Below are 21739 nucleotides of genomic sequence, written 5' to 3'. Positions count from 1 at the left end.
TTACTCCTTCACAGTCTGTTGCGGGGCACGGGTCTGACCGCACCACGTCAGCCAGACGGCAGCCGTCCAGCCAAAGGAGGCCCCGCCACAGGGCGTGCCATCCATCGGATCGTAATATTCCCAAAACCCACCGCCCTCGATCAGGCGCGCGGTCTCGTCGCGAAGCCGCGCTTCGGCCTCTTTGCGGCCCATGTCCTTGAGCCCCATGGCGATGAGCGAATTGACCACCGGCCATGTCGGCCCGCGCCAATAGCGCCGCGGCTCGAACCGTTCGCTGTCCGGGTCGGCGGAGGGGATGCCGTAGGACACCTTGTCCCAAATCCGCGCGAAATGGGCGTCCAGCGCCGGGCGCGACACCCCCGCGAGATAGGACAAGAAGGCCCCCGATCCCAAGACATTCGCGAAGTTTCCGGTCCGCATGTCATAGGCGTCGAACCAGCCCTTTTCGGCGTTCCACATCTTGTCGAGCCCCTCACGAAGCTGCGCCTCTTGCGCCTGCAAATTGGTGACATCCTCACCCAAGATGCGCCCCAAGGCGATCAGGTCAGAGAATGCCCGCAGAAGCACAAAGGTGATCCCCGGATCGGCCATCAGGAAGGGACCGTTCTCGACCATCTCCCGGTCGTCCCAATTCACGGAACGGCCAAAGGCAAGGATCGCCAGATAGCGGTCGTAATCCCATTTCTGCGGGCGCTCCTCGACTTTGACATGGGTGGTGTCGCGGCGCAGATAGGGGTCGTCCTCATTGATCGCAATGCCCTCCATGCCGAGGTCCCAATCGGGGCAATTGTCCCGCCCACTCTCCCAAGGATGGATGATCGCGACAGGCCCGTCTTTGCAGCGTTCCTTGATCCACCAATCATGCCAGGCGACCAGTTTCGGATAGAGCGCTTTCACATGCGGCAGGCCCGCTTCCGGGTTCCTCTCATAGATTTTCCGAATGAGCGTCGCGGCCACGGGAGGCTGCGAAATGCCCGAGGTCGGCGGCTCATGGGTCGCGCCCCAGACCTTAGGCCCCGGAAAATAATCCGGGTCGACCTTATGGAAAATGATATGCGGCACCATGCCGGTGTCCCATTGCGAGGCGAACAAAAGCTCGACCTCCGCCCAAGCACGGGTCATATCGAAGGTCGCATAGCCCCAGGCGGAGAACATGCTGTCCCAGTTCCACTGATAGGGATAAAGCCGCGCGGTCGGGATGGTGTAGCCGCCGCGATCATTGCCCAAAAGGACATCACGGGCGGCTTGGTCGATGGGGTTTTGATGTGTCATCCTTTCACACTCCCCGCCGTCAGGCCCTTGGTCATGAATTTTTCCAGCCCCAAGAACAGCGCCATGATCGGCACGGTGGCGATCACCGAGCCTGCCATCAGGTGTTGCCGTGGGATTTCCGACGAGTTGAGTGAGGCAATCCCGCGCGTCAGGGTGAATTTCGACGGATCGTCCAAAAGCATGAAGGCCAAGAGGAACTCGTTCCACGCGATCATGAAGACGTAAAGCGACACGGAGGCAAGCGCGGGCAAGCTGAGCGGCAGGGTGATTTTCCAAATCACCTGAAGCCGTGAAAGCCCGTCCATCAGCCCGGCTTCTTCGATCTCTGCGGGCAACCCGCGGAAGTAGCCTTGGAGCATATACAAAGCCACCGGGATCGTGGTCACCGGGTAGATCATCACGATGCCGGTGATCGAATTGCGCAGCCCCATCATCGAAAAGGCGATGTAGATCGGAAGCGCCAGAACGATCATCGGCACCATGTAGATCAAGAGGATAGACCGCGAAAACGCCGCCTGCCCTCGGAACCTCAGACGCGCGACCGCATAGGCGCCAGGAATCGCGAAGAGAAGCGTGATGAACACGGTCAGCACCGAAATGTAGAACGAGGTCCACATATAGGAGCCGAAATTGAACTCCGTGATCAGCTCGACATAGGAGCGGAACAGACCCCAGCCTTGCGACAGGTCGATGGAGAAATCCAAGGGGTTCTGCATCAGCTGCGCCTGGTTTTTCAGACTGGTCATCACCATCACGTAGAAGGGAATGACCACGATGGAGGTGAAGAAAATATAGCCAAACCCCCGGAGCGTGCGGATCACCGCATCCTCAAACTCATGCCGCGTCAGAGCGCCCATGATCAGCTCTTCGACAAAAACCTTGAGCGGCCAGCCGATGCCGATCCCCATGAACACAGCCGCCGCTACGCGCGCCACCAAAGAGACGTTGCCGGTCAGAACCGGGCCGATCCCAAGCGACAGGGCAATAAAATAGACCACAGTGAGTAGAGCGGAGGCGACCAAAGTCGTCCCGCCCCAGACAAGCGCCAATCCCGTGGGAATGCCAAAAATCACGGACCACGTCAGAGAGGGCCGGAACGCTTCGCCGGTGGCGAAACTCATCGCCACAGCGACGGTCACCGCGATGACAAATGTCCACAAAACGCCCAAGGCGGGGCCGGTGAGATATCCGAAACGGAGGTGTTTCATAGCCCCTCCTCCTTCGACATGAATTTGAAGAAGAACACGGAGAACAACAGCAGACAGGCAAAGATCACCACGGCCACCGCAGCACCCGCGCCGATGTTCGACACCGCAAAGGCCTGTTCATAGACGTTCACGGTCAACACCCGCGTGCCCGCGTTGCCGCCGGTCAAAAGGAAAATGTCGTCGAACTTGTTGAACGTCCAGATGAAGCGCAACAGGAAGAGCACCGAGAGAATGCCCAAGAGCTGCGGCAGGCTGAGATACCAGAACTGCTGAAACGGCGAGGCGCCATCCATATCGGCGGCCTCATACATATCGGTCGAGATCGACTGCATCCGGGCGAGGATGAACAGGAACGACAGCGGGAAATAGCGCCAGATTTCAAAGAGCGTCACCATGATCAGCGCCAGGGGCCGTTCACCAAAGAAGTTGATCGCCTGATCTGTCACGCCCATCTGCACCAAAAGCGCGTTGGCGGAGCCAGAGAAGGGATCGAAGAGCAAAATCCACGCAAAGGCCACCGCGATCACCGGCGCCACATAGGGGAAGAGGTAAAGCCCGCGCAAAATGCCTTGACCCTTGAAGGAGTGATTGAGCAGCAAGGAGGCGAAAAGCCCCATGACCAGCGCACCCACTGTGCCAAAGACCGTGTAAAACAGGGTCACTCCAAGAACGGAAAAGAACTCGCCTCCGTCAAATACGGACACAAAGTTCTTTAAGGTGAACTCATTGTTGGTGAGCACGAAAGAGGCTTTGCCATCGACCTGAACCGGCGTGTCCTCGACATCGCCCTCCGCATCGAACCACGCCTGCTCGGTCACGACAGGGATGTTCAGCGTCTCACGATAGCCGCCCTCCCAATCGCCCAGATCACAGGACAAAATCCCCTCGGCGATCTCACAGCGCGGGTCCAACTCCCCCGCCAGCGTCAGCCCCTCTGGCCATGCGTCTTCCAATGTCACGCCGGTGATCTCGGATCTCGGAGACGAGTTGCGCAGCCGGTATCGAAGCGTCGCCTCATCGCCTGCCGCCGCAGGACGGCCCCGCAGGTCTTCGCGCACGACCGTATCCGGCGCCCGCAAATCCGACAGTGAGACGGGTTTCACGGAAATCCAGAAGATCGCCAAGAGCGGCAGGATTACGACCAGTGAAACGGCTAAAATCGTAGGGGTCAAAAGGCCCCAGGCAAGGCGCGCCTCGGAACGGGCCAGAGGCCCGGCCCCGCGCGGAGGTCCGATGTCCGACATGGAAAACTCCCTGTCTGTTCTGAAAGAAAGGGGGTGCGTGCACCGCACCCCCGAAAGGCGCTTATTCGATCGCGCCCAGTTCGGCGTTCATCTCGGCCACGGCCGCCGCCGCGTCGATTTCACCGTCGATATATTCACGCACCACGCGGTTGATGACCTGAGAGTTGATCATCTTGGAGGCGAGCGTCAGTTGGCCTTCGGTCACACCCCAACGCTGAGCCACGTCGAGACCGCCGACGATTTCGTCGATCATGTCTTGCGCATAAAGATCACCCAGCGGCGCTTTGCGGTCCACACCGGCTGGCAGCTCTGCCCATTCCTTGGCGAACAATTCCGGGTCATCCGCTGTGCCACGACGCACCGGGAATTTGCCCTCGGGCGCGATGGACAGCGTCTGGGTGTAGCCCTCATCCATGGAATACATCACGAATTCCTCGGCAGCATCCGTATCCGCATCCGACGTGATGCCGAAATAACGGATGTCACCCCAGGCCGCGCCGTCCGGGTTGGACGGACCGGAGAAGGTCGTCACGATGCCGGTTTTCGAGGCCAATTCGCCAGAGGTCGGATCGTCGTTGATCGTGGGTGGCGAGCTGTCGCGCAGGCCGGCCAGCTCATCGAGGATGAAGGGCGACCAGATGATCATCGCCGCATTGCCAGAGAAGTAGAGCGTGCGGGACTGGTCCCAATAGAGATCACCCGGAGGCGAGGCTTCGGCGATGGCTTTATAGAAATCAAGCACTTCGGTGGTTTTCGTCTCATCCAAAGGCGCAAAACCACCCTCGTCCACCGGGCTCACGCCATTGGCGAGGAAGACATGTTCCAACACCTGCGACATGAAGTTTTCATCCACCTTGGTCGCGGCCACGAAGCCATACATTTCCGGCGGATTGTGGAGCTTTTCAAGTGCCGCTTCGACAGCGGCATAAGAGGTCGGCGCCTCAAGCCCCGCTTCGTCGAAGAGGTCCTTGCGATAGACGATCATCTGGGTCCAGCCATCGACCGGCACGGAGGCATAGCCATCATCCATCGCCGCCATCCCCAGAGCACCGGGGGCGAAGGTGTCGACGCCCAACTCTTCGATCACGTCGGTGGCGGCATCCATATCGAGGATCCCCGCCTCGGCCCAAGGCAGCGCATATTGCAGCGTGTGATAGATCACATCCGGCAAATCGCCCGCAGCAAAGGCCGCAGTGGCCCGCGTGCCAAGCTCGGCCTCGGTCACCGGGATCACCTCAACAGCCGTGCCGGTTTTTTCTTCGAACGCCTTGGCCATCTCTTCTTGTTTCGCCAAACGATCCGGCTGTTCCTCGGTGGTCCAGAACCGCAACGTGTCGGCACTTGCCGCAAAGCTGGTCAACGCAAGCGCGGTCGCCGCCGTTGTCAAAAGGATGTGTTTTTTCAGTGTCATCGCTCTCTCCCTGAGTTGATGCATTCAATCGTTACGACTGCGATCCACCGACAGGCGGATCACATGATGCGCCAGTTCTTCTGGCGTCTTGTCCGGACGGCCCGTCGAGCCTCCCGGGCGAAATTCTGCGGCAATGAGATCTTGTTGAAGCGGCGCATTGAGATCGCGCACCCGCGCCATAAGCATCGCACCCAAAGCCGCGCCGGCTTTTCGATTGTCGACAGCAAAGGTGGCCAAACGCGGCCACATCGCCTGCGCCTCGGGCGAGCCGTCATAGCCGATGATCGACAGGTCCGACCCGATCTTGAGCCCCATCTCATGGGCGACGTCATAAACCCCGCGTGCCAGAGTATCGGTGGCGCAAAGAATGGCGGTGGGCGGCTGTTCCAGAGCCAACAACTGACGCGTGGCCTTGGCGGATTCTTCCGGGTCCAGCACCTCTTCGATCATCAAGGCCGGGTCAAACGCCAAGCCTTCCTGCTCAAGTCCCGCGCGATAGCCGTCGCGGCGCAGATGCGAATAGGCGTAATGGCTGGCAGAGCCGATATAGGCGATCCGCTCATGTCCCAGTTGCGCCAGCCAAGTCACGGCCTCTGCCATAGAAGCCTCACTCAACGCATCAAAATAGGACGTCTCAGCGTGATTTTTACTGCGGCCATAGCAAATATAAGGTGCATTTTCGCGATCCAGAAAGGCGATGCGCGGATCGTCCCACAACACGCGCGGCAAGATGAAGCCATCGGCTTTGCGATGCAAAATCAGGTCGCGCATGATCCGCAAGGTATCGCCTTCGCTCTCAGAGGTCGCGATGGTGAGCGTCCAGCCTTCAGCAGAGGCGGCTTGGGTCAATCCGGCGAGGAATTCAGCCAGAAACGGCGCGTGGGCGTCATGTTCAGACAGCTCGATCACGAGCCCCAAAGAACAGCTGCGCCCTGTCTTGATCGCCTGCGCCTGGCTCAAAGGACGATAGCCCATCGCCTGAGCGGCACGAATGACACGAATGCGGGTGGTTTCGGAAATATCCGGATAACCGTTCAACGCACGGGAGACTGTGCCCTTCGTCAGACTGAGCGCCTGAGAAAGATCGGTGATCGTCACCCGCGCATTATCGCGGGAGCGTCGATCCGGTTTTACGTCTGACCTCACCTGATTCGCCTCCTCACCATCACAAGAAACTCCGAAACCGGTTTCGGCAACGCGTTTTTATCAAATAGTCCATTTTGGCAGCGCGGCAAATTTGCTGCACTGCCAAAATGGAAGCTATTGATTGGAGGGGGATTTTTCAGGCGATGCGGAAGACCTTGGCCGCCTCTTCCTTGGAAATATTGGCCTTGTCATGGGTCGAGGTCACCCGGCCTCGCTCCATGAAAACAAGGCTGTCGGCGAGGTCGTAAGCAAACTCGAAATACTGTTCGACCAGCACAATCGCCATGTCGCCACGGTCCCGCAAAAGCGAGATCACGCGGCCGATTTGCTGGATGATATTGGGCTGAATCCCCTCGGTCGGTTCATCCAGAAGCAAAAGCTTTGGCTTGATGATCAACGCGCGGGCGATGGCCAATTGCTGCTGCTGCCCGCCGGACAAATCGCCGCCGCGCCGGTGCATGAACTCCTTGAGGATCGGGAACAGCTCAAAGATTTCATCGGGGATAAAATGTTCGGATTTCGGCAAACAGGTGAACCCGCTTTCGAGATTTTCCTTCACCGTCAAAAGCGGAAAAATCATCCGGCCTTGCGGCACCACGGCGAGGCCTTTCTTGGCCAAATCATGCGCAGGCACACGCCCGACATCTTCGCCGTTGAGCATCATCGAGCCACCAGACCGCGGGTGCGTGCCGGAGATCGCCTTGAGCAAGGAGGTTTTGCCCACGCCGTTCGTCCCCATGACACAGGTCACTTTGCCGGCCTCGGCCGAGATGTCCACGTCATAAAGAATTTGCGAACCGCCGTAATGGAGAGAGAGGTTCTTCACATCGAGCATGGTAGTCTCTCCTTATCGACCCAAATAGACGTCAATCACGTCCTGGTTTTGCGTTACGTGATCCAGAGAGCCCTCGGCCAGAACCGATCCCTCGTGCAACACGGTGACCTTGCACTCGAGCCGGCGGACGAACTCCATATCGTGTTCGACCACCACCACGGCGCGGGTTTTGGCGGCCTCTTTCAAGATGTCCGTCGTGTGTTCACGCTCGCCCAAGGTCATCCCGGCGGCTGGTTCATCGACCAGCAAAAGCTTCGGGTCCTGCGCCAGAAGCATGCCGATCTCCAACCATTGCTTTTGCCCATGCGACAGCTCGCCGGATTTGCGCTCCAACTGGTCGGAAAGTCCGATCTCGGCGGCAAGTTCCTCGACCTTTGCCAAATCCTTGAACTTCGGACGAAAGAACAGAACTTTGAGCGGATTGCGGTCGTTTTTGACCGCCATCAGCAGGTTTTCGAACACCGTTTGGTCCTCGAACACCGTCGGACGTTGAAATTTGCGGCCAATCCCGGCGCGGGCAATCTTGGCCTCGTTCATGCCAATGAGATTGCGCGACAGCTCGCCCCAGAGAACCTTGCCCTCATCGGGTTTCGTCTTGCCCGTGACAATATCCATAAAGGTCGTCTTGCCCGCCCCGTTGGGTCCGATGATAGCGCGCATCTCGGCGGGGCCGATCTCGAAGGACAGGTTGTTGATCGCCTTGAACCCATCGAAAGAGACGGAAATGCCGGAGACTTCGAGAAGTGTGCCTTTATTGCTCATTTCTCCGCCTCCTCTTCGCGCAGGCTGCCTTTGTCGGGACCAAGCGGCACGCCGTGCCGGTTTGGCGACATGCGATGGGTGATCAGGTCGAACAACCCGCCGATGCCTTTGGGCGCGAACAGGGTGACGAGGACGAAGGACAGGCCCAGAAGCACCAACCACCAATCAACCCATTTGATCGTGTAAAATCCGAGGTTGATGTCGGGCGCTTGCCCGCCTGTGAAATAGGTCGAGACCAGCGAGACGAACCCGGCGCCGATCACCGCGCCGTAGATGCGGCCACGTCCGCCGATGGCGACCCAGACCGCGAGGTAGATGGAGGCGATGGGGGCGATCTCGGCGGGATTGATGATGCCCGCTTGCGGATAATAGAGCGCCCCACCGATGGCCGCGATCACGGCGGTGAGGGTAAAGACGAAAAGCTTGAACCCTTCGACGGAGTAACCAAGGAAACGTACCCGCGCCTCGTCATCTCGGATACCGCGAATGACGGAGCCGAATTTGCCGGAGACGATGAAGGCGGCGATCAGATAGGTGAGCAGAAGCGCGAAAGCCGAGGCCCAGAAGAACCAGATCGAAATATTGTCCTGTGAGATCGCATCCGCGCCGGGCAGGTTTTGCAGGCCCGAAAGGCCGTTGTTGCCGCGTAGACCGCTGTCGTTCTGGAAGAGGTAGAGCGACAAAGCGAGGGTCATCGCCTGGGTCAGGATCGACAGGTAGACGCCCGTGACCCGCGAGCGGAAGGCCAGCCAGCCGAAGACCAGCGCAAGGATACCGGGAACCAACACGACCAAAGCGATCTGCGCCCAGAAACTATGGGCGAACGTCCAGATCAGTGGGAAATCCGACGAGCCAACGACACCGAAAATCTGCGTCCCGATGGCGTCCGAGATTTCCGACGACGTGGGTGGAATGGGCGCATTGGCCATGCTCTCAATCACGATGATCTCGGTGCGAGCATACATCAGCCACATGCCAATCATATAGCCGCCCAGACCGAAAAAGGCGAAATGGCCCAAGGAGAGGATACCCGTGTAACCCCAGACCAGATCCATCGCGATGGCCACCAAAGCGAGGCAAAGCGTCTTGCCCAGCGTTTTGACGAAAGAGGTCGAAAGCGCGCCGGAGCCATAGGCCTCCGACATGAAGGTGACGGCGAGGGTGAAGATCGCAAGGACCGCGATGAACACCATAAGGGAGGGGTTTTTCTTGAAGATTTCCATGGATCAATCCCTCTTAATCGCCAGCGGCACGGCCCTTGAGAGCAATGATGCCCTTGGGTCGGAACTGAATGAAAATGATGATGAAGACGATCATATAGGTCTGCGCCGCCAATGTGTTCGACGGGTTGAACCATTCGATGCCCTTTTGCAGGAAGCCAATCATGGTCGCGCCCAAGAGCGTGCCCCAAATGTTGCCAACGCCACCGACGACCACGGTCATGAAGCTTTGGACGATATAGTCGGAGCCCAGCTCGGAGGTGACTTTCGCATAGAGCCCGATCGCCACCCCGGCGATGCCGGCGATGCCGGAGCCGAGGCCGAAGGTCAGCATGTTCACCTTGTCGGGGTTGATGCCCATGGAGGCCGCCATGCGCGGATTTTGCGTCACGGCGCGGGTCTCGAGGCCCAGACGCGTTTTCTTCATGATGAAAAGGAAGACGCCCAGAAAGATCAGCGCGAGGATGAAGATCGCGATGCGGATGTAGGAGATCGACACAACGTCGTTGAAGGACAAAGCGCCATCGAGCCAACCGGGCGAGGTCAGCGGGCGAGCCTGAGTGCCGAAGATGTTCTTCGCCAACTGCTGCAGCGCGATGGACACACCGAAGGTCGCCAAAAGCGTTTCCAGCGGACGGTTGTAAAGCCAGCGAATGATCAGCCGCTCCATCGCCACCCCGGCGGCGAAGGTGACGGCAAAAGCCAGAGGGATCGCGAGAAGGATCGAGACGGTGTAATCCGGCACGATCTGTTGCACGACATAGCCGGTGTAGGCCCCCATCATGATGAATTCGCCATGCGCCATGTTGATCACGCCCATGACGCCGAAGGTGATCGCCAACCCGATGGCAGCGAGGAAATAGATCGAGGCGAGAGAGAGACCATCGAGCGAGAGATCGAAAAACTGGTTCAGCCCGACAGCGCGGTTGATCGAAGCCAGCGTCGCCTCGGCGGCATCGGTGACCGCCTGTGACGGCTCATCATAAACCTCGGCAAAGCGCAGGCCCGTAACGGCCGCCTCCATCGTGAAATTCGGATCGAAGGCGGGCACAACGCCCTCTTGCGCCAGCACCGTATAGGCCCGGTCGCGGGCCTCTTGCGTGTTCAGATCGGCCAAGGGCACGCCTGCGACGGCGCCATTTTCGATATGGGTTTCGAGGGCGGCTTTGCGCTCTGATATACTCGGCTGGGTCTCGATCACGCCTGCGGAGACCAAGAGGTCATAGGCCGCCTCGACCGAAAGATCACGCGACCCGGCACGCAACTCGCGTTTGACATTGGCCGCCTCGGACAGGCCCTCTGCGAGCACGATCCTGGTCGAGATCACCGGGTTGAGGGCTGCCCGCGCATCCAATGAAAGCGACCCTTTGAAACCTTCGATGGCCTCGACCCGCGCGGTCTCATCGGGGTCATAAGAAATGGTTAAAAGCCGTTCGGCGGTCTCTTTGAGCGCTTTGATCTCCGGATCGGTCTCTCCCTCAATCGAGGCCCGCAAAGGGGCAAGGTGCGCGGCTTCGCCATTGCGCTGAATGGCCAAAAGCGCCTCACGACGAAGGTCGGGATCGGGCGCATTCAGTTGAAACTGCACCAAAGCCGCGCCGATCATCGCGCGGATGCCGGAATTTGGTTTCAGCTGTTCGAGATCGTCTTTCGTCGCGGCACCAACACTTTCTCCCGTGGCAAAATCGATCAAATCATAGGTCGAACTGTCGATCCTCTCGGCCTTGAAAAACAACCCGTCGCTTGTGCGTTGCCACATGTCCCTGGCTTGCCAGGCCTGCAACACATCCTGCGCCGCAGGCAGACCGGACCCCGCGATAGCGTCAATAGCCGGACCGATGGTGCGACGTGAAGATTGAGAAATGACCTCGGCGTGCTCTTGCAGCACATCCTGAATGGTTCGGTCCTGCGCCTGTGCCGCAAAGCTACAGGACAGCATCAGCAGGCAAGCTGCAATAAAGCTGCGAAGCATGAAATGTCTTTCCGAGCGGGAGGAAGAGAGGGCGAAAGCCGCCCTCTCCAGAGGCATCAGATCAGCTTAGTAGTTGGATTTGAGCTGAACGCAGGTCTCGGTCTCGGTGTTGTACATGCCACAACCGAGGTCTTTCCAATCGGAGACCAGAACGGCGCTCTCCGGCAGGTAGTCGGTCCATGCGTCGCCCGGCACCTCTTCGGTCTGGGAGATGATGTCGAACTGACCATCGGCAAGGATTTCGCCGATCAGCACCGGTTTCGAGAGGTGATGGTTCACATTCATGATGGCGGTGCCGCCGGTGAGGTTCGGGAATTCCTGGCCGTACATCTCGGCACGCACGGCATCGACATCGGTGGAGCCGGCGGCTTCGACGGCGTTCACCCACATGTTGAAGCCGATGTAATGCGCTTCCATCGGGTCGTTGGTCACGCGGGAATCGTCACCGATAAAGGCATGCCAAGCGTCGATGAAGGACGCATTCTCTTCGGTGTCAGCGGACATGAAGTAGTTCCAGGCCGCGAGGTGACCGACGAGGTTGGAGGTGTCGAGACCCGACAGTTCCTCTTCGCCCACCGAGAAGGCTACGACCGGAATGTCATCAGCGGAGACGCCCGCAGCGGCGAGTTCTTTATAGAAACCGATGTTCGCGTCGCCGTTGATGGTGGAGATCACGCCAACCTTCTTGCCATCGGCACCAAGTGCGACAACATCCGCCACGATCTTGGACCAGTCGGAATGGCCGAAGGGCGTGTAGTTCACGAAGATGTCTTCCTCCGCGATGCCTTTGTCTTTCAGATAGGCTTCGAGGATGTTGTTCGTGGTGCGCGGATAGACGTAGTCGGTGCCGAGCAGAGCGAATTTCTCCACGCCCAACTCATCGAGGAAATAATCCGTCGCGGGGATCGCCTGTTGGTTCGGAGCAGCGCCGGTGTAGAACACGTTCTTGGACGATTCCTCGCCTTCATATTGCACCGGGTAGAACAAAAGGCCGTTGAGTTCCTCGATCACCGGCAACACAGATTTGCGCGACACGGAGGTCCAGTTGCCGAACATCACATCAACGTCGTGCACGGTCAGAAGTTCGCGCGCTTTCTCGGCAAACAGCGGCCAGTCGGAGGCCGGGTCGACCACGACGGCTTCGATTTCACAGCCGAGCACGCCGCCCTTGGCGTTCTGCTCCTCGATGAGCATCAGCATGGTGTCTTTCAGCGTGGTTTCCGAAATGGCCATCGTCCCCGACAGCGAATGCAGCACGCCCACTTTCACCGGGCAGTCGGCAGCCATGGCGCCAGAGGCAATCGCGGTGCTTGCAAACAGAGCAGAGGCCAGAGTGGCTTTGAATTGAGTTTTCACTTCCATGTTCCCTTGTTGGAAGCCGCAGAGCTGTCACGCTTCTCACGAATGAGATATCCAGTATTTTGTTTTTTATGGATAAAACGCCAACAGCCCCCTTATGCAGCGTTAAAGATTTACATCTCTTGTGCTTCGGCCAAAGAGGCTTTCGCACATGTCCCCGCGGCGGGTGGTGATCCATCTGAAACCCTGAGGTCTGAGGTTCCCCTCGCACCGCACAAGAAGTCTGGAGTTGCCCCAAACACGCACACAAGACTGTATACATATGAGCGGGGCGCAAATGAGCCGGGTCGCAAGCTCCGCCTAAATTTTAGTCAGACAAAGCGATCAATGACGCTTTGCTGCGCGTCGCCAAAATTCTGCCGGACCGCAGTTGTGTGAGCACGAATCCATCGCCCACCTCTCCGGTTGCACCAGAAAATAAGACTCTAAACACAAAATTAGGGGCTTGCTGCCATGATCCATCCGATCGGTTCGACGCCCGGACCGCAAATCGACGTGAAATTAACGACTGGAAAGTGTTGGATCAGATGACGACGACGCGTGACATAAAACATCGTATTGGCAACATTTTCGGCTCTGTCGCAGCCAAAATTCTCGGGATCTTGTTTGCACTGGTGGGCACCACTTTGGCGGCGATTCTCGTCTCCGGCTCCTTGATCTCCACAATCAATGATGAAGCAGAAAATCTGGTCACTTCGTCCCTTCCGCCTCTCGAAACCGCCTCTGAAATTTCAAATGCTGTTTCCTCCCTCAAAGACACCGTGAACACTTTATTGATCACCAACTCGCACTTGGCGATCCAAACGGCATTGAACGATGTTGAAGAGGCCAGCGCACATCTCCAGAGCCACATGCAAAGCGTCGATCGCACGAAATATCCCGGGCTGGACGAAGAGATGGCGACACTCACCGCCAATCTCGCGACCCTGGAGGAGGCGCGCGCGCAGGAGCTTGAGGCACAAAAACTGAATATGCAGGCGCTCGCCGAGTTGAGTCAGGATGCCCGCACCCTGAGCGATGACTTGCAAAGCCGCATTGAGGGCGCCTCTTTTTCTCTACTCATGGCGGGAAACACCGCCAGCTCGAAATCAAGCCGCAACCTGAGCCAATTGCTCAAACGCGATGTCGATGCGCTCAAACTCGCCCTGATGCTAAAGGCCGAACTCAACATGTCCGTCGGACTGACCCAGGCTTTGCTCGAGACCAATGATTTCGGTTTGCGCGCTGAGCTTCATGAAAAGGCCATCGCGGGACAAACCCGTGTCGAGGCGATCTTGGACGATATGGAAAAGAACAAAGTCGCCAAAGGCTATGTCGACACGCTGCGCGACGCGTTGGCTTTCCCGGGAGAATTCCTGACCCTGTCGCCATCCGAAATGAAAACCCGCGCACGTCTTTTGCATGCTGCTCAAAACGATCTCGACGCCCAAGTGTCCAGCATTGTTGAGCAGACACTGTTCACATTGGACAAGGAAAGTGCCGAGGCCCTGGACACCAATGAGGAGGTGCTCAAAGGTCTTCTGGACACGGATGTGCGTCGCATCACGGATCTGGCCCGCTTTGACACCACCATCAAAACCGTTCTGATCAAAGCCATGCAAGGTGCCGCCTCCAACAACAGCGGTTACATTCAGGCCCTTCAGTTCGAAATCGATGAGATCACCCCCAAACTCGAGGCAGATATCGCCGAGCTCCCCAAAGAGCTCCACGCGATCTTGTCCTCCGTTTTGACTCAGGTGGACCCGAACACCGGTTTGCTGGCCACGCGCCTCAAAACGCTGACCGCGCGGAGCGAAGGCTTTCTCGCCACATCCGCCGTCTCTGAGGATTTGTTGAACATTTCCGAAATCGTCGTCCAGATTTCCAGCGACTCCATTGCCGACATCTCGTCCGCAAGCCAGGTCTTAATGTCGACCGCACAAGGTGCGTCGAAAACCATGGGAGGCATCACCGCCTTCGCCATTGCGATTGTCCTCGCGGCGCCCATTCTGACCTATCTCTTCATCATGCGACCGCTCAGCGCCGTCACGGCAAGCACAGAACGTCTGGCCGTTGGGGAAATGTCCGAAATCAAACGCGTCGGCGGACGTTACGGTGAGATCGCACGGCTCTTCTCCGCCCTGAGCGTGTTCCGCAACAACCTTGTGGAAAAGGAACGCATGGAGGCCGAAACCGCCGAGCGCAAACAAAAAGAAGCCGAAGCGAAGGCCCAAGCCGCAGAAGACGAACGAGCACGCGAAGCCGCGGAACAAGACCGTAAAATTGAACAAGAACGTCGGGAAAGAGAACAGGAAGCCCGTGCAGAAGCCGAACGCCGCAAACTCGAAGACGCTGCCGAGGCAGAGCGCAAAGCACGGCATGCCGAACAGACGATGGTCGTCGACGCTTTGGCCGACGGTCTGCGCCGCCTGTCCAAAGGCGACGTGCGCCTGACCATCGATCAGGTCTTCCCAGATGGCTATGAGCAACTGCGCCAAGACTACAATGCAGCCGTCCTGTCCCTGCGGTCCGTGGTTGAGAAACTCTCTGGAACCTCGCAAACGATCCACACCAACTCGAGCGAAATTTCGAATGCGGCGAATGATCTGTCGCAGCGCACGGAACGCGCCGCCTCGATGTTGGGTGAAACCGCCTCTGCTCTGACCGAATTGACCGCCGCCGTCAAATCCGCAGCCGATGGCGCAGCCTCCGCCAACAACACTGTGAATGGCGCAAAGGCCAATGCGCAAAACGCAAGCACCGTCGTGCAGCAAGCGATCTCCGCTATGGACGCGATCTCGGATTCCTCTGAGAAGATTTCGAAAATCATCTCCGTCATCGACGATATCGCGTTCCAGACCAACCTTCTGGCTCTCAACGCTGGTGTGGAGGCGGCACGCGCGGGAGACGCCGGTCGTGGCTTCGCCGTCGTTGCCTCTGAAGTTCGTGCCCTGGCACAAAGATCTTCGGAAGCCGCGCGTGAGATCAATTCTTTGATTTCGGTCTCCGGACAAGAAGTCGGTCGTGGCGTGACCCTTGTAGATCAAACGGGCGAAGCTCTGCGTTCCATTGTTCAAGATGTGTCCGTGATTTCCACCCATATGGCCGAAATCGCCACCTCAGCCGAACAGCAATCGGCCGGCATTTCCGAGATCAACAGCGCCGTCGCCAATCTCGATCAGACCACGCAACAAAACGCTGCCATGTTCGAACAAACGACCGCCGCAAGCTTCTCGCTGGCGAATGAGGCCTCGACGCTCAACGATATTGTCGCACAGTTTGTTTTGAGCGACACAGGCAGAGACCAAATGCCTCTGGATGATGAGACAGGTCCTGTGTCCTTGGCCTCGTAGCCCGATCAGGGACGAAAGGTGGTGATGCCAAAATACGCAGATGCCTGTCTTTTGTCCCTGAATGACATCACATGCAGAAAAGACAATCTGGGTATGTTCTCACGTCATTAAATCTGGATAAAACCTTGATATGTCTCAAGGAAGATACACGGCACTTGGATGCAATTATCCGAAGCCGAAAATTCCAGCACAGCAAGGATTGCACGTGACCATATTTCAGAACGTCCCATTCGATCAGCTAAAGGTCGGAATGGAAGCCGAGGTCCGACGCCTCTGCGTCGCAGATGACCTTTACGTCTTCGCCCATGCCTCCGGAAACCTGAACCCAATGCACCTTCCTCACGAAGATGGTGATAAGGATGGCAAACCCGAAGCCGTCGCACCGTCTTTTTGGGTCGGCTCTCTCATTTCAGCAGTGCTGGGCAACAACCTTCCCGGCCCGGGAACGCTCTATAAATCTCAGAACTTGAAATTTCTCGGGCGCGCGCATGCAGGCGATGAACTGATCGCCAGAGTCAAACTGATCCATAAAAGCGATGCCCGGAGCGCGATTTTCGAAACGACAGTGTCTCTCGCCGATGGCACCCTCTTGGTTGAAGGCGAAGCCGAAGTGATCGCCCCCGAAACACATGAGAGTTTCGACATTCATGATGTCCCCGGACTGACGGTCGAAAGCCACCGCCATTTCGACAAATTGCTCGAAATGACCTCCGATCTTCCCGCCACTCGCATGGCCGTAGTCGCCCCGGAAGAGCCAAATTCGCTGCGCGGCGCCATGATGGCGGCCGAACACAATCTGATCACACCCATTCTCTTGGGCGACCAAGATAAAATCCGCAGCACGGCGAAAGAATTGGGATTGTCGCTCGATGGTATCGAATTGATCCATTGCACCACTCATCGCGAAGCCGCGCAACTGGCCGTCACCATGGTCCGCGAAGCCCGCGCCAGCGCGATCATGAAAGGCCACCTGCACACGGACGATCTCTTGCGCCCCATTCTGAGTTCGAATGGCGGCCTCAAAACTGGGCGTCGGCTCAGCCATATTTTTGTGATGGATGTGCCCGGTCTCGATCATCTTCTGATGGTCTCGGACGCCGCCATCAATATCGCCCCAGACCTGCCGACCAAAGTCGACATCGTGCAAAACGCGATCGATCTGGCGATCAGCCTCGGCATCGAGACCCCGAAAGTGGGCGTCCTTTCCGCCGTCGAAACCGTCAATCCTAAAATCCCTTCCACCTTAGACGCGGCGGCGCTCTCGAAAATGGCGGACCGCGACCAGATCAAAGGCGGGATCGTAGACGGCCCGCTCGCCATGGACAATGCAGTCAGCCTGACCGCCGCCAAGACCAAAGGGCTCAAAGGCGGTGTCGCAGGACATGCTGAAATCCTCATCGTGCCGAACCTTGAAAGCGGCAATATGCTGGCCAAGGAATTGACTTTCATCGCGCATGCCGAAGCCGCAGGCGTCGTGATCGGCGCGCGGTGTCCAATTGTTTTGAACTCGCGGTCAGACAGTGACAAATCCCGCCTGGCCTCTTGTGCCGTCGCGGCCCTTCACGCCAAACGCGCGCGGGAGATTACCTGATGGGTCAACGCATTCTCACGATCAACGCGGGCTCTTCTTCGGTCAAATTCGCGCTCTACACCTCTGGCGAAACGCCGGACTGTCTGGCGCAAGGCCTGGTGCAGGGCATTGGATCGACCCCGAGTTTCAAATTCAAATCCGGGAGGCCGACGGACACAAACCTCATCGACGCGAAAGATCAGACCCAAGCACTCGAAGTCATTCTGAAAGAGATTACCCCTCTACTCGACGGCCAAGACGTCGCAGGCGTCGGGCACCGGATCGTCCATGGCGGTCCCCTGCGCGCCACGCCCACGGAATTGACCGAGGACGTACTGGCCGATCTAGCGACCTTCAACCCGCTGGCCCCGTTGCACCAGCCACACAACCTGTCGGCCGTCGAGGCGGCCAAAGAGGCTTTCCCTTACGCGCTGCAAATCGGCTGTTTCGACACCGCATTTCACCGCAATCACCCATGGGAAAACGACATCTACGCCATCCCGCGCAAATATTATCAACAGGGCGTAAAACGCTATGGCTTTCACGGGCTGAGCTACGATTATGTCTCACACCAACTCGTGCGGGATCACCCAGAGCTGCACGGCAAACGGATCATCATGTGTCATTTGGGCAGCGGCGCGTCGATTTGCGCGGTCAACAATGGAGTGTCGATCTCATCCTCCATGGGGTTTTCGCCGCTGGATGGCATCCCAATGTCCACCCGCTCGGGCCACCTCGACCCCGGGATCCTTTTGTATCTCATGGAGACAGAGGGCATGACGGCCAAGGAACTGACCCACATGCTCTATTACGAATCCGGATTTCTGGGCCTGTCGGGCATCAGCCATGACATGCAGGTGCTCGAAGCCTCGGACGCACAGGGCGCCAAAGATGCTGTCGAGTATTTCGTCTACCGTGTGCGACGAGAGATCGGTGCCATGGCGGCAACGCTTTCGGGCATTGATGCGCTCGTCTTCTGTGGCGGCATCGGGGAAAATTCTCCCAATATTCGCCTCCAGATCATCGAACGTCTGGGCTTTTTGGGCATCGAACCCGATATCAAAGCCAACGCTCGAAACGCCACACGGATTTCCAAAGGCGCCACGCCCGTCTTCGTCCTGCCGACGGATGAGGAACAGGTGATCGCCAATGCCGTAGCCAAGGCGCTTGTGCCCGCGCATTAAGCCCGTGGGTTAACTCTCTGCGCTCCGCAACACACGTGCGGGGCGCACCCGCATGGCGCGCCATGAGAACAAGAGCGATGTCAAAGACGTCACAAAAATACCGCCTATAACGATCCAAAGCGCGGCCCCGAGCGACAGGGTGAAATCGGCCTCCATCACGAAATGAAGCACCGCCCAAGCGGCCGTCGCGCCAGAGACTAAGGCAACCAAACCAGCACCCAAACCAAGGATCAACGCACGCAACGCAAAACTTGTCAAAATCCGCGCCCGCCGTGCGCCCAAGGTTTTCAACACCGCCGCCTCATAGCGCCGACGCTCTTCGCCCGCCGCCGCCGTGCCGATCAGGACCACGGCGCCGGTCACCAGCGTCGCAATCGCACCCAAAGTTGTGGCGCTGGCGATGCTTTGCAGCACGGAGACCACACGGTCGATGGCATCGCGCACGCGGATCGTGGTGATGTTCGGATAGGCCCGCGCCAGATCTCGGATCAGCGGCGCTTCGGCCTCTTCCTCGGCATAGATCGTCGCAATCCAGGTGTGCGGCGCACCTGCGAGGGCGACCGGGTTCATGGTCAAAACAAAGCCCATTCCGGCGCCGGAGAAATCCACATTGCGAAACGAAGTGATCGTCCCGGTGATGTCGCGCCCGAGGATGTTGACCGTCATCTCATCGCCGAGCTTCAAGCCCATTTCTGCAGCTTCTTCGGCGGCAAAACTGATCTGCGGCGTGCTGTCTTCTGCGCGCCACCATGCGCCTTCGGTCACCTCGGTGTTGTCAGGCGGTATCGCTGCGTATGTGATGCCGCGGTCTCCGCGTAGCACCCAATGCGGACCTGCGACCTCTTGGGCATCGCGGCCATTGATCTGGGTGATCAGACCTCTGAGCATCGGCGCACTTTCGAACCGGGTGACGCCGGGATCACCTGTGACCCGCGCGGTGAGGCCGTCGATCTGATCCGGTTGAATATCGACGACATAATAGGACGGCGCGCGTTCCGGCAGTTCCTGCGCAATCGCGCCGCGCATATTGGCGTCGATCTGACCGATGGCGGAGAGCACCGTGAGACCGAGCCCAAGGGACAGCACGACAGAGACCGCTTCGCCCCCCGGCCCGCCGATGGACCCAAGCGCCAAACGCAAGGGCAAAGGCGCGCCCCGCCAACGTGACAGGCGGCGCGCAATTGCGGTCAGGGCACGGCCTGCCAACACGAGAAACACGAAGGCAACGGCCAGCCCGGCGAAGGCCCAGAGCACAAGGCTTTTGCTGTCGGAAAAACTGACGGCCACACCTACGAGTGAGGCAATCAGCAGGACAATTGCCGCAAGATAAGGCCAACGCGGCCAGCCCCGCAGACCGAAGAGCGCGTCGCGATAGAGCGCGGCCGGGCGAATGCGCTCAGCCCGCGCCAAGGGCCAGAGTACAAAAATCGCGCTGGCAAGAAAGCCATAGAGCGCGGCCTCCACGAGCGGCATGAGATGCGGCGTGGCCTCGACAGGCACCGGCAAAAGCGTGCGAATGATGGGAAAGGCGATCAGCGGTAGCAAAGCACCAACCACCAGTCCACCGAGGATGGCAAAGCCCGACAAGGTGCCAATCTGAAACGCATAGGCGAGGAAAATCGTGCGCCGCTCGGCGCCGAGGGTTTTCAGCGTCGCGATGACCGAGATTTTGCGATCAAGATAGGCGCGCACAGCGGCAGAGACGCCAACCCCGCCAACAGCCAGCCCTGCCAGACCGACAAGGACCAGAAAGGAGCCGAGCCGATCCACGAACCGGTTCACGCCGGGGGCACCGTTGCGGGAGTCACGCCACCGGAAACCGCCGGAAGCGACCTCGGCCTCGGCACGGGCTTTGAGTGCGTCGAGATCCGTGGTGTCCGGCAGATCGAGCCGGTAAGCGCTTTCGAACAGGGTGCCGGGCGCCAAGAGACCGGAGCTTTGCAAGGCGCTCAGAGAGGTGATGCTGCGCGGCCCAAGCGAGAACCCCGCGCCCGCGCCATCCGGCTCGCGGGTCAGCTCGGCCATGACGACAAAGGGCACATCGGCCAAAGTTACACGATCGCCGATCTCAAGGCCCAGCCGTTCGAACAACATGCGATCCAGCACAATGCCGGGCACACCATCCTGACCGGCCAGCGCCTCTGACAGCGGAATATCCGGGGAAAGCCCAACCGTCCCGATCAGGGGATAGGCGCTATCGACGGCTTTCACCTGCGTCAGCGCGCGGTCTTCGCCCGCGCCCAGCATCGAGCGGAAATCGGCAATTTCGGAAAGCGCCAGAGAGTGGCCTTCCATCCAAGCACGTTCACCCTCGGTGGCGAAGCGGTAGGTGAATTCCATCTCCGCATCGCCGCCCAAAAGTGCGGCACCCTCGCGGGCGAGGCCTTTGGAAATCCCGTCGCGCACAGAGGTCACCGCCGCAATCGCCGCGACACCCAACAACAGGCTGAGGATTAAAACCCGAAAGCCTTTGACGCCCGCACGCAATTCGCGCCGAGCGATGGTCCATGCCAGCCGCGTGCTCACGCCTGTGGCTCCGCATCAATCCGACCGTCGCGCAACCGAACAACACGGTCACAGCGCGCCGCAAGTTCAGGCGAATGCGTGACCATGACAAGGGTCGCCCCATGGCGATCCCGCAGCCCCATCAACAATTCCATGATCGCCTCACCCGTCGTGCCATCGAGATTGCCCGTCGGCTCATCGGCCAAGAGCAATTCGGGACGCGGTGCAGAGGCCCGCGCCAAGGCGACACGTTGCTGTTCTCCGCCCGACATTTGCGCGGGATAATGATCTGCGCGTGCATCAACACCCACGGCCTCCAGTTCTGCCCGCGCGCGCTCGAACGCGTCGGTCACCCCCGCAAGTTCCAGCGGGATCGCGACATTTTCCAAGGCTGTCATCGTCGGAATGAGGTGGAAAGACTGGAACACCACCCCCATATGATCCCTGCGAAACTGCGCCAGTTGATCTTCGTTCATGGCACTCAGATCGCGTCCGAGCACCGACACCCGACCGCCGCTGGCCTGTTCCAGCCCACCCAAAACCATGAGGAGCGACGACTTGCCCGACCCCGACGGCCCAACAAGCCCAAGCGTCTCGCCGCGTTTGACCTCAAGTGAAATGCCGCGCAAAATGTCGACTGGCCCCGCATTGCCATCCAGAGACAGCTGGATGTCTTGGGTGGCGATGATCGGCTCTGTCATGATGGGTCCTTGAGGAGG

General features: G+C 58.8%; 15 protein-coding genes. 3 read left to right on the top strand and 12 right to left on the bottom strand.

Annotation, left to right across the window (positions count from 1 at the left end; all coding sequences use genetic code 11):
* From ACN0X0_RS11735 to urtA, 10 genes are all read right to left on the bottom strand, one after another.
* Entirely contained in the window at positions 1-1272 is a 1272-nt protein-coding gene (locus ACN0X0_RS11735) for an MGH1-like glycoside hydrolase domain-containing protein (RefSeq protein ID WP_417279298.1), read from the bottom strand.
* The gene (locus tag ACN0X0_RS11730) at positions 1269-2480 is read right to left on the bottom strand and encodes an ABC transporter permease subunit (protein WP_417279297.1); all 1212 of its coding nucleotides are present in this window, start codon (positions 2478-2480) and stop codon (positions 1269-1271) included. The genes ACN0X0_RS11735 and ACN0X0_RS11730 overlap by 4 nt, the downstream gene beginning before the upstream one ends.
* Positions 2477-3724, bottom strand: a complete 1248-nt coding sequence (locus ACN0X0_RS11725; protein ID WP_417279296.1) for an ABC transporter permease subunit — start codon at positions 3722-3724, stop codon at positions 2477-2479. Before ACN0X0_RS11725 ends, ACN0X0_RS11730 begins: the two co-directional genes overlap by 4 nt.
* Positions 3725-3785: 61 nt before the next feature.
* A complete protein-coding gene (locus tag ACN0X0_RS11720) occupies positions 3786-5135 on the bottom strand; it encodes an ABC transporter substrate-binding protein (RefSeq protein ID WP_417279295.1) in 1350 nt (449 codons plus the stop codon).
* Positions 5136-5159: 24 nt separating this feature from the next.
* Complete coding sequence (locus tag ACN0X0_RS11715; protein ID WP_417279294.1) at positions 5160-6281, bottom strand: LacI family DNA-binding transcriptional regulator; 1122 nt, start codon at positions 6279-6281, stop codon at positions 5160-5162.
* Positions 6282-6417: 136 nt separating this feature from the next.
* The gene (urtE, locus tag ACN0X0_RS11710; RefSeq protein ID WP_417279293.1) at positions 6418-7116 is read right to left on the bottom strand and encodes an urea ABC transporter ATP-binding subunit UrtE; all 699 of its coding nucleotides are present in this window, start codon (positions 7114-7116) and stop codon (positions 6418-6420) included.
* 12 nt (positions 7117-7128) lie between these two features.
* The gene (gene urtD, locus ACN0X0_RS11705) at positions 7129-7878 is read right to left on the bottom strand and encodes an urea ABC transporter ATP-binding protein UrtD (RefSeq protein ID WP_417261182.1); all 750 of its coding nucleotides are present in this window, start codon (positions 7876-7878) and stop codon (positions 7129-7131) included.
* A complete protein-coding gene (urtC, locus tag ACN0X0_RS11700) occupies positions 7875-9101 on the bottom strand; it encodes an urea ABC transporter permease subunit UrtC (RefSeq protein ID WP_417279292.1) in 1227 nt (408 codons plus the stop codon). Before urtC ends, urtD begins: the two co-directional genes overlap by 4 nt.
* Before the next feature lie 13 nt (positions 9102-9114).
* The gene (urtB, locus tag ACN0X0_RS11695; RefSeq protein WP_417279291.1) at positions 9115-11070 is read right to left on the bottom strand and encodes an urea ABC transporter permease subunit UrtB; all 1956 of its coding nucleotides are present in this window, start codon (positions 11068-11070) and stop codon (positions 9115-9117) included.
* Between the two features lie 66 nt (positions 11071-11136).
* On the bottom strand, positions 11137-12432 hold the full coding sequence (gene urtA, locus ACN0X0_RS11690; RefSeq protein WP_417279290.1) for an urea ABC transporter substrate-binding protein: 1296 nt from the start codon (positions 12430-12432) through the stop codon (positions 11137-11139).
* A gap of 524 nt (positions 12433-12956) precedes the next feature.
* On the opposite strand from urtA, the gene ACN0X0_RS11685 reads away from it, so the two are divergent.
* The 3 genes from ACN0X0_RS11685 to ACN0X0_RS11675 all read left to right on the top strand — a co-directional run bounded on the left by ACN0X0_RS11685 (position 12957) and on the right by ACN0X0_RS11675 (position 18515).
* The gene (locus tag ACN0X0_RS11685) at positions 12957-15761 is read left to right on the top strand and encodes a HAMP domain-containing methyl-accepting chemotaxis protein (protein ID WP_417279289.1); all 2805 of its coding nucleotides are present in this window, start codon (positions 12957-12959) and stop codon (positions 15759-15761) included.
* A gap of 199 nt (positions 15762-15960) precedes the next feature.
* Positions 15961-17352, top strand: a complete 1392-nt coding sequence (locus tag ACN0X0_RS11680; RefSeq protein WP_417279288.1) for a bifunctional enoyl-CoA hydratase/phosphate acetyltransferase — start codon at positions 15961-15963, stop codon at positions 17350-17352.
* A complete protein-coding gene (locus tag ACN0X0_RS11675) occupies positions 17352-18515 on the top strand; it encodes an acetate/propionate family kinase (protein ID WP_417279287.1) in 1164 nt (387 codons plus the stop codon). Before ACN0X0_RS11680 ends, ACN0X0_RS11675 begins: the two co-directional genes overlap by 1 nt.
* Before the next feature lie 9 nt (positions 18516-18524).
* On the opposite strand, the gene ACN0X0_RS11670 is transcribed toward ACN0X0_RS11675, so the two are convergent.
* A complete protein-coding gene (locus ACN0X0_RS11670; protein WP_417279286.1) occupies positions 18525-21041 on the bottom strand; it encodes an ABC transporter permease in 2517 nt (838 codons plus the stop codon).
* Positions 21038-21721, bottom strand: a complete 684-nt coding sequence (locus ACN0X0_RS11665) for an ABC transporter ATP-binding protein (RefSeq protein ID WP_417279285.1) — start codon at positions 21719-21721, stop codon at positions 21038-21040. Before ACN0X0_RS11665 ends, ACN0X0_RS11670 begins: the two co-directional genes overlap by 4 nt.
* Between the last annotated feature and the right edge of the window lie 18 nt (positions 21722-21739).

The sequence above is a fragment of the Celeribacter sp. genome, from assembly GCF_048270365.1.
Lineage (GTDB): Bacteria > Pseudomonadota > Alphaproteobacteria > Rhodobacterales > Rhodobacteraceae > Celeribacter.
This window is presented reverse-complemented; position numbering and strand designations above follow the sequence as displayed.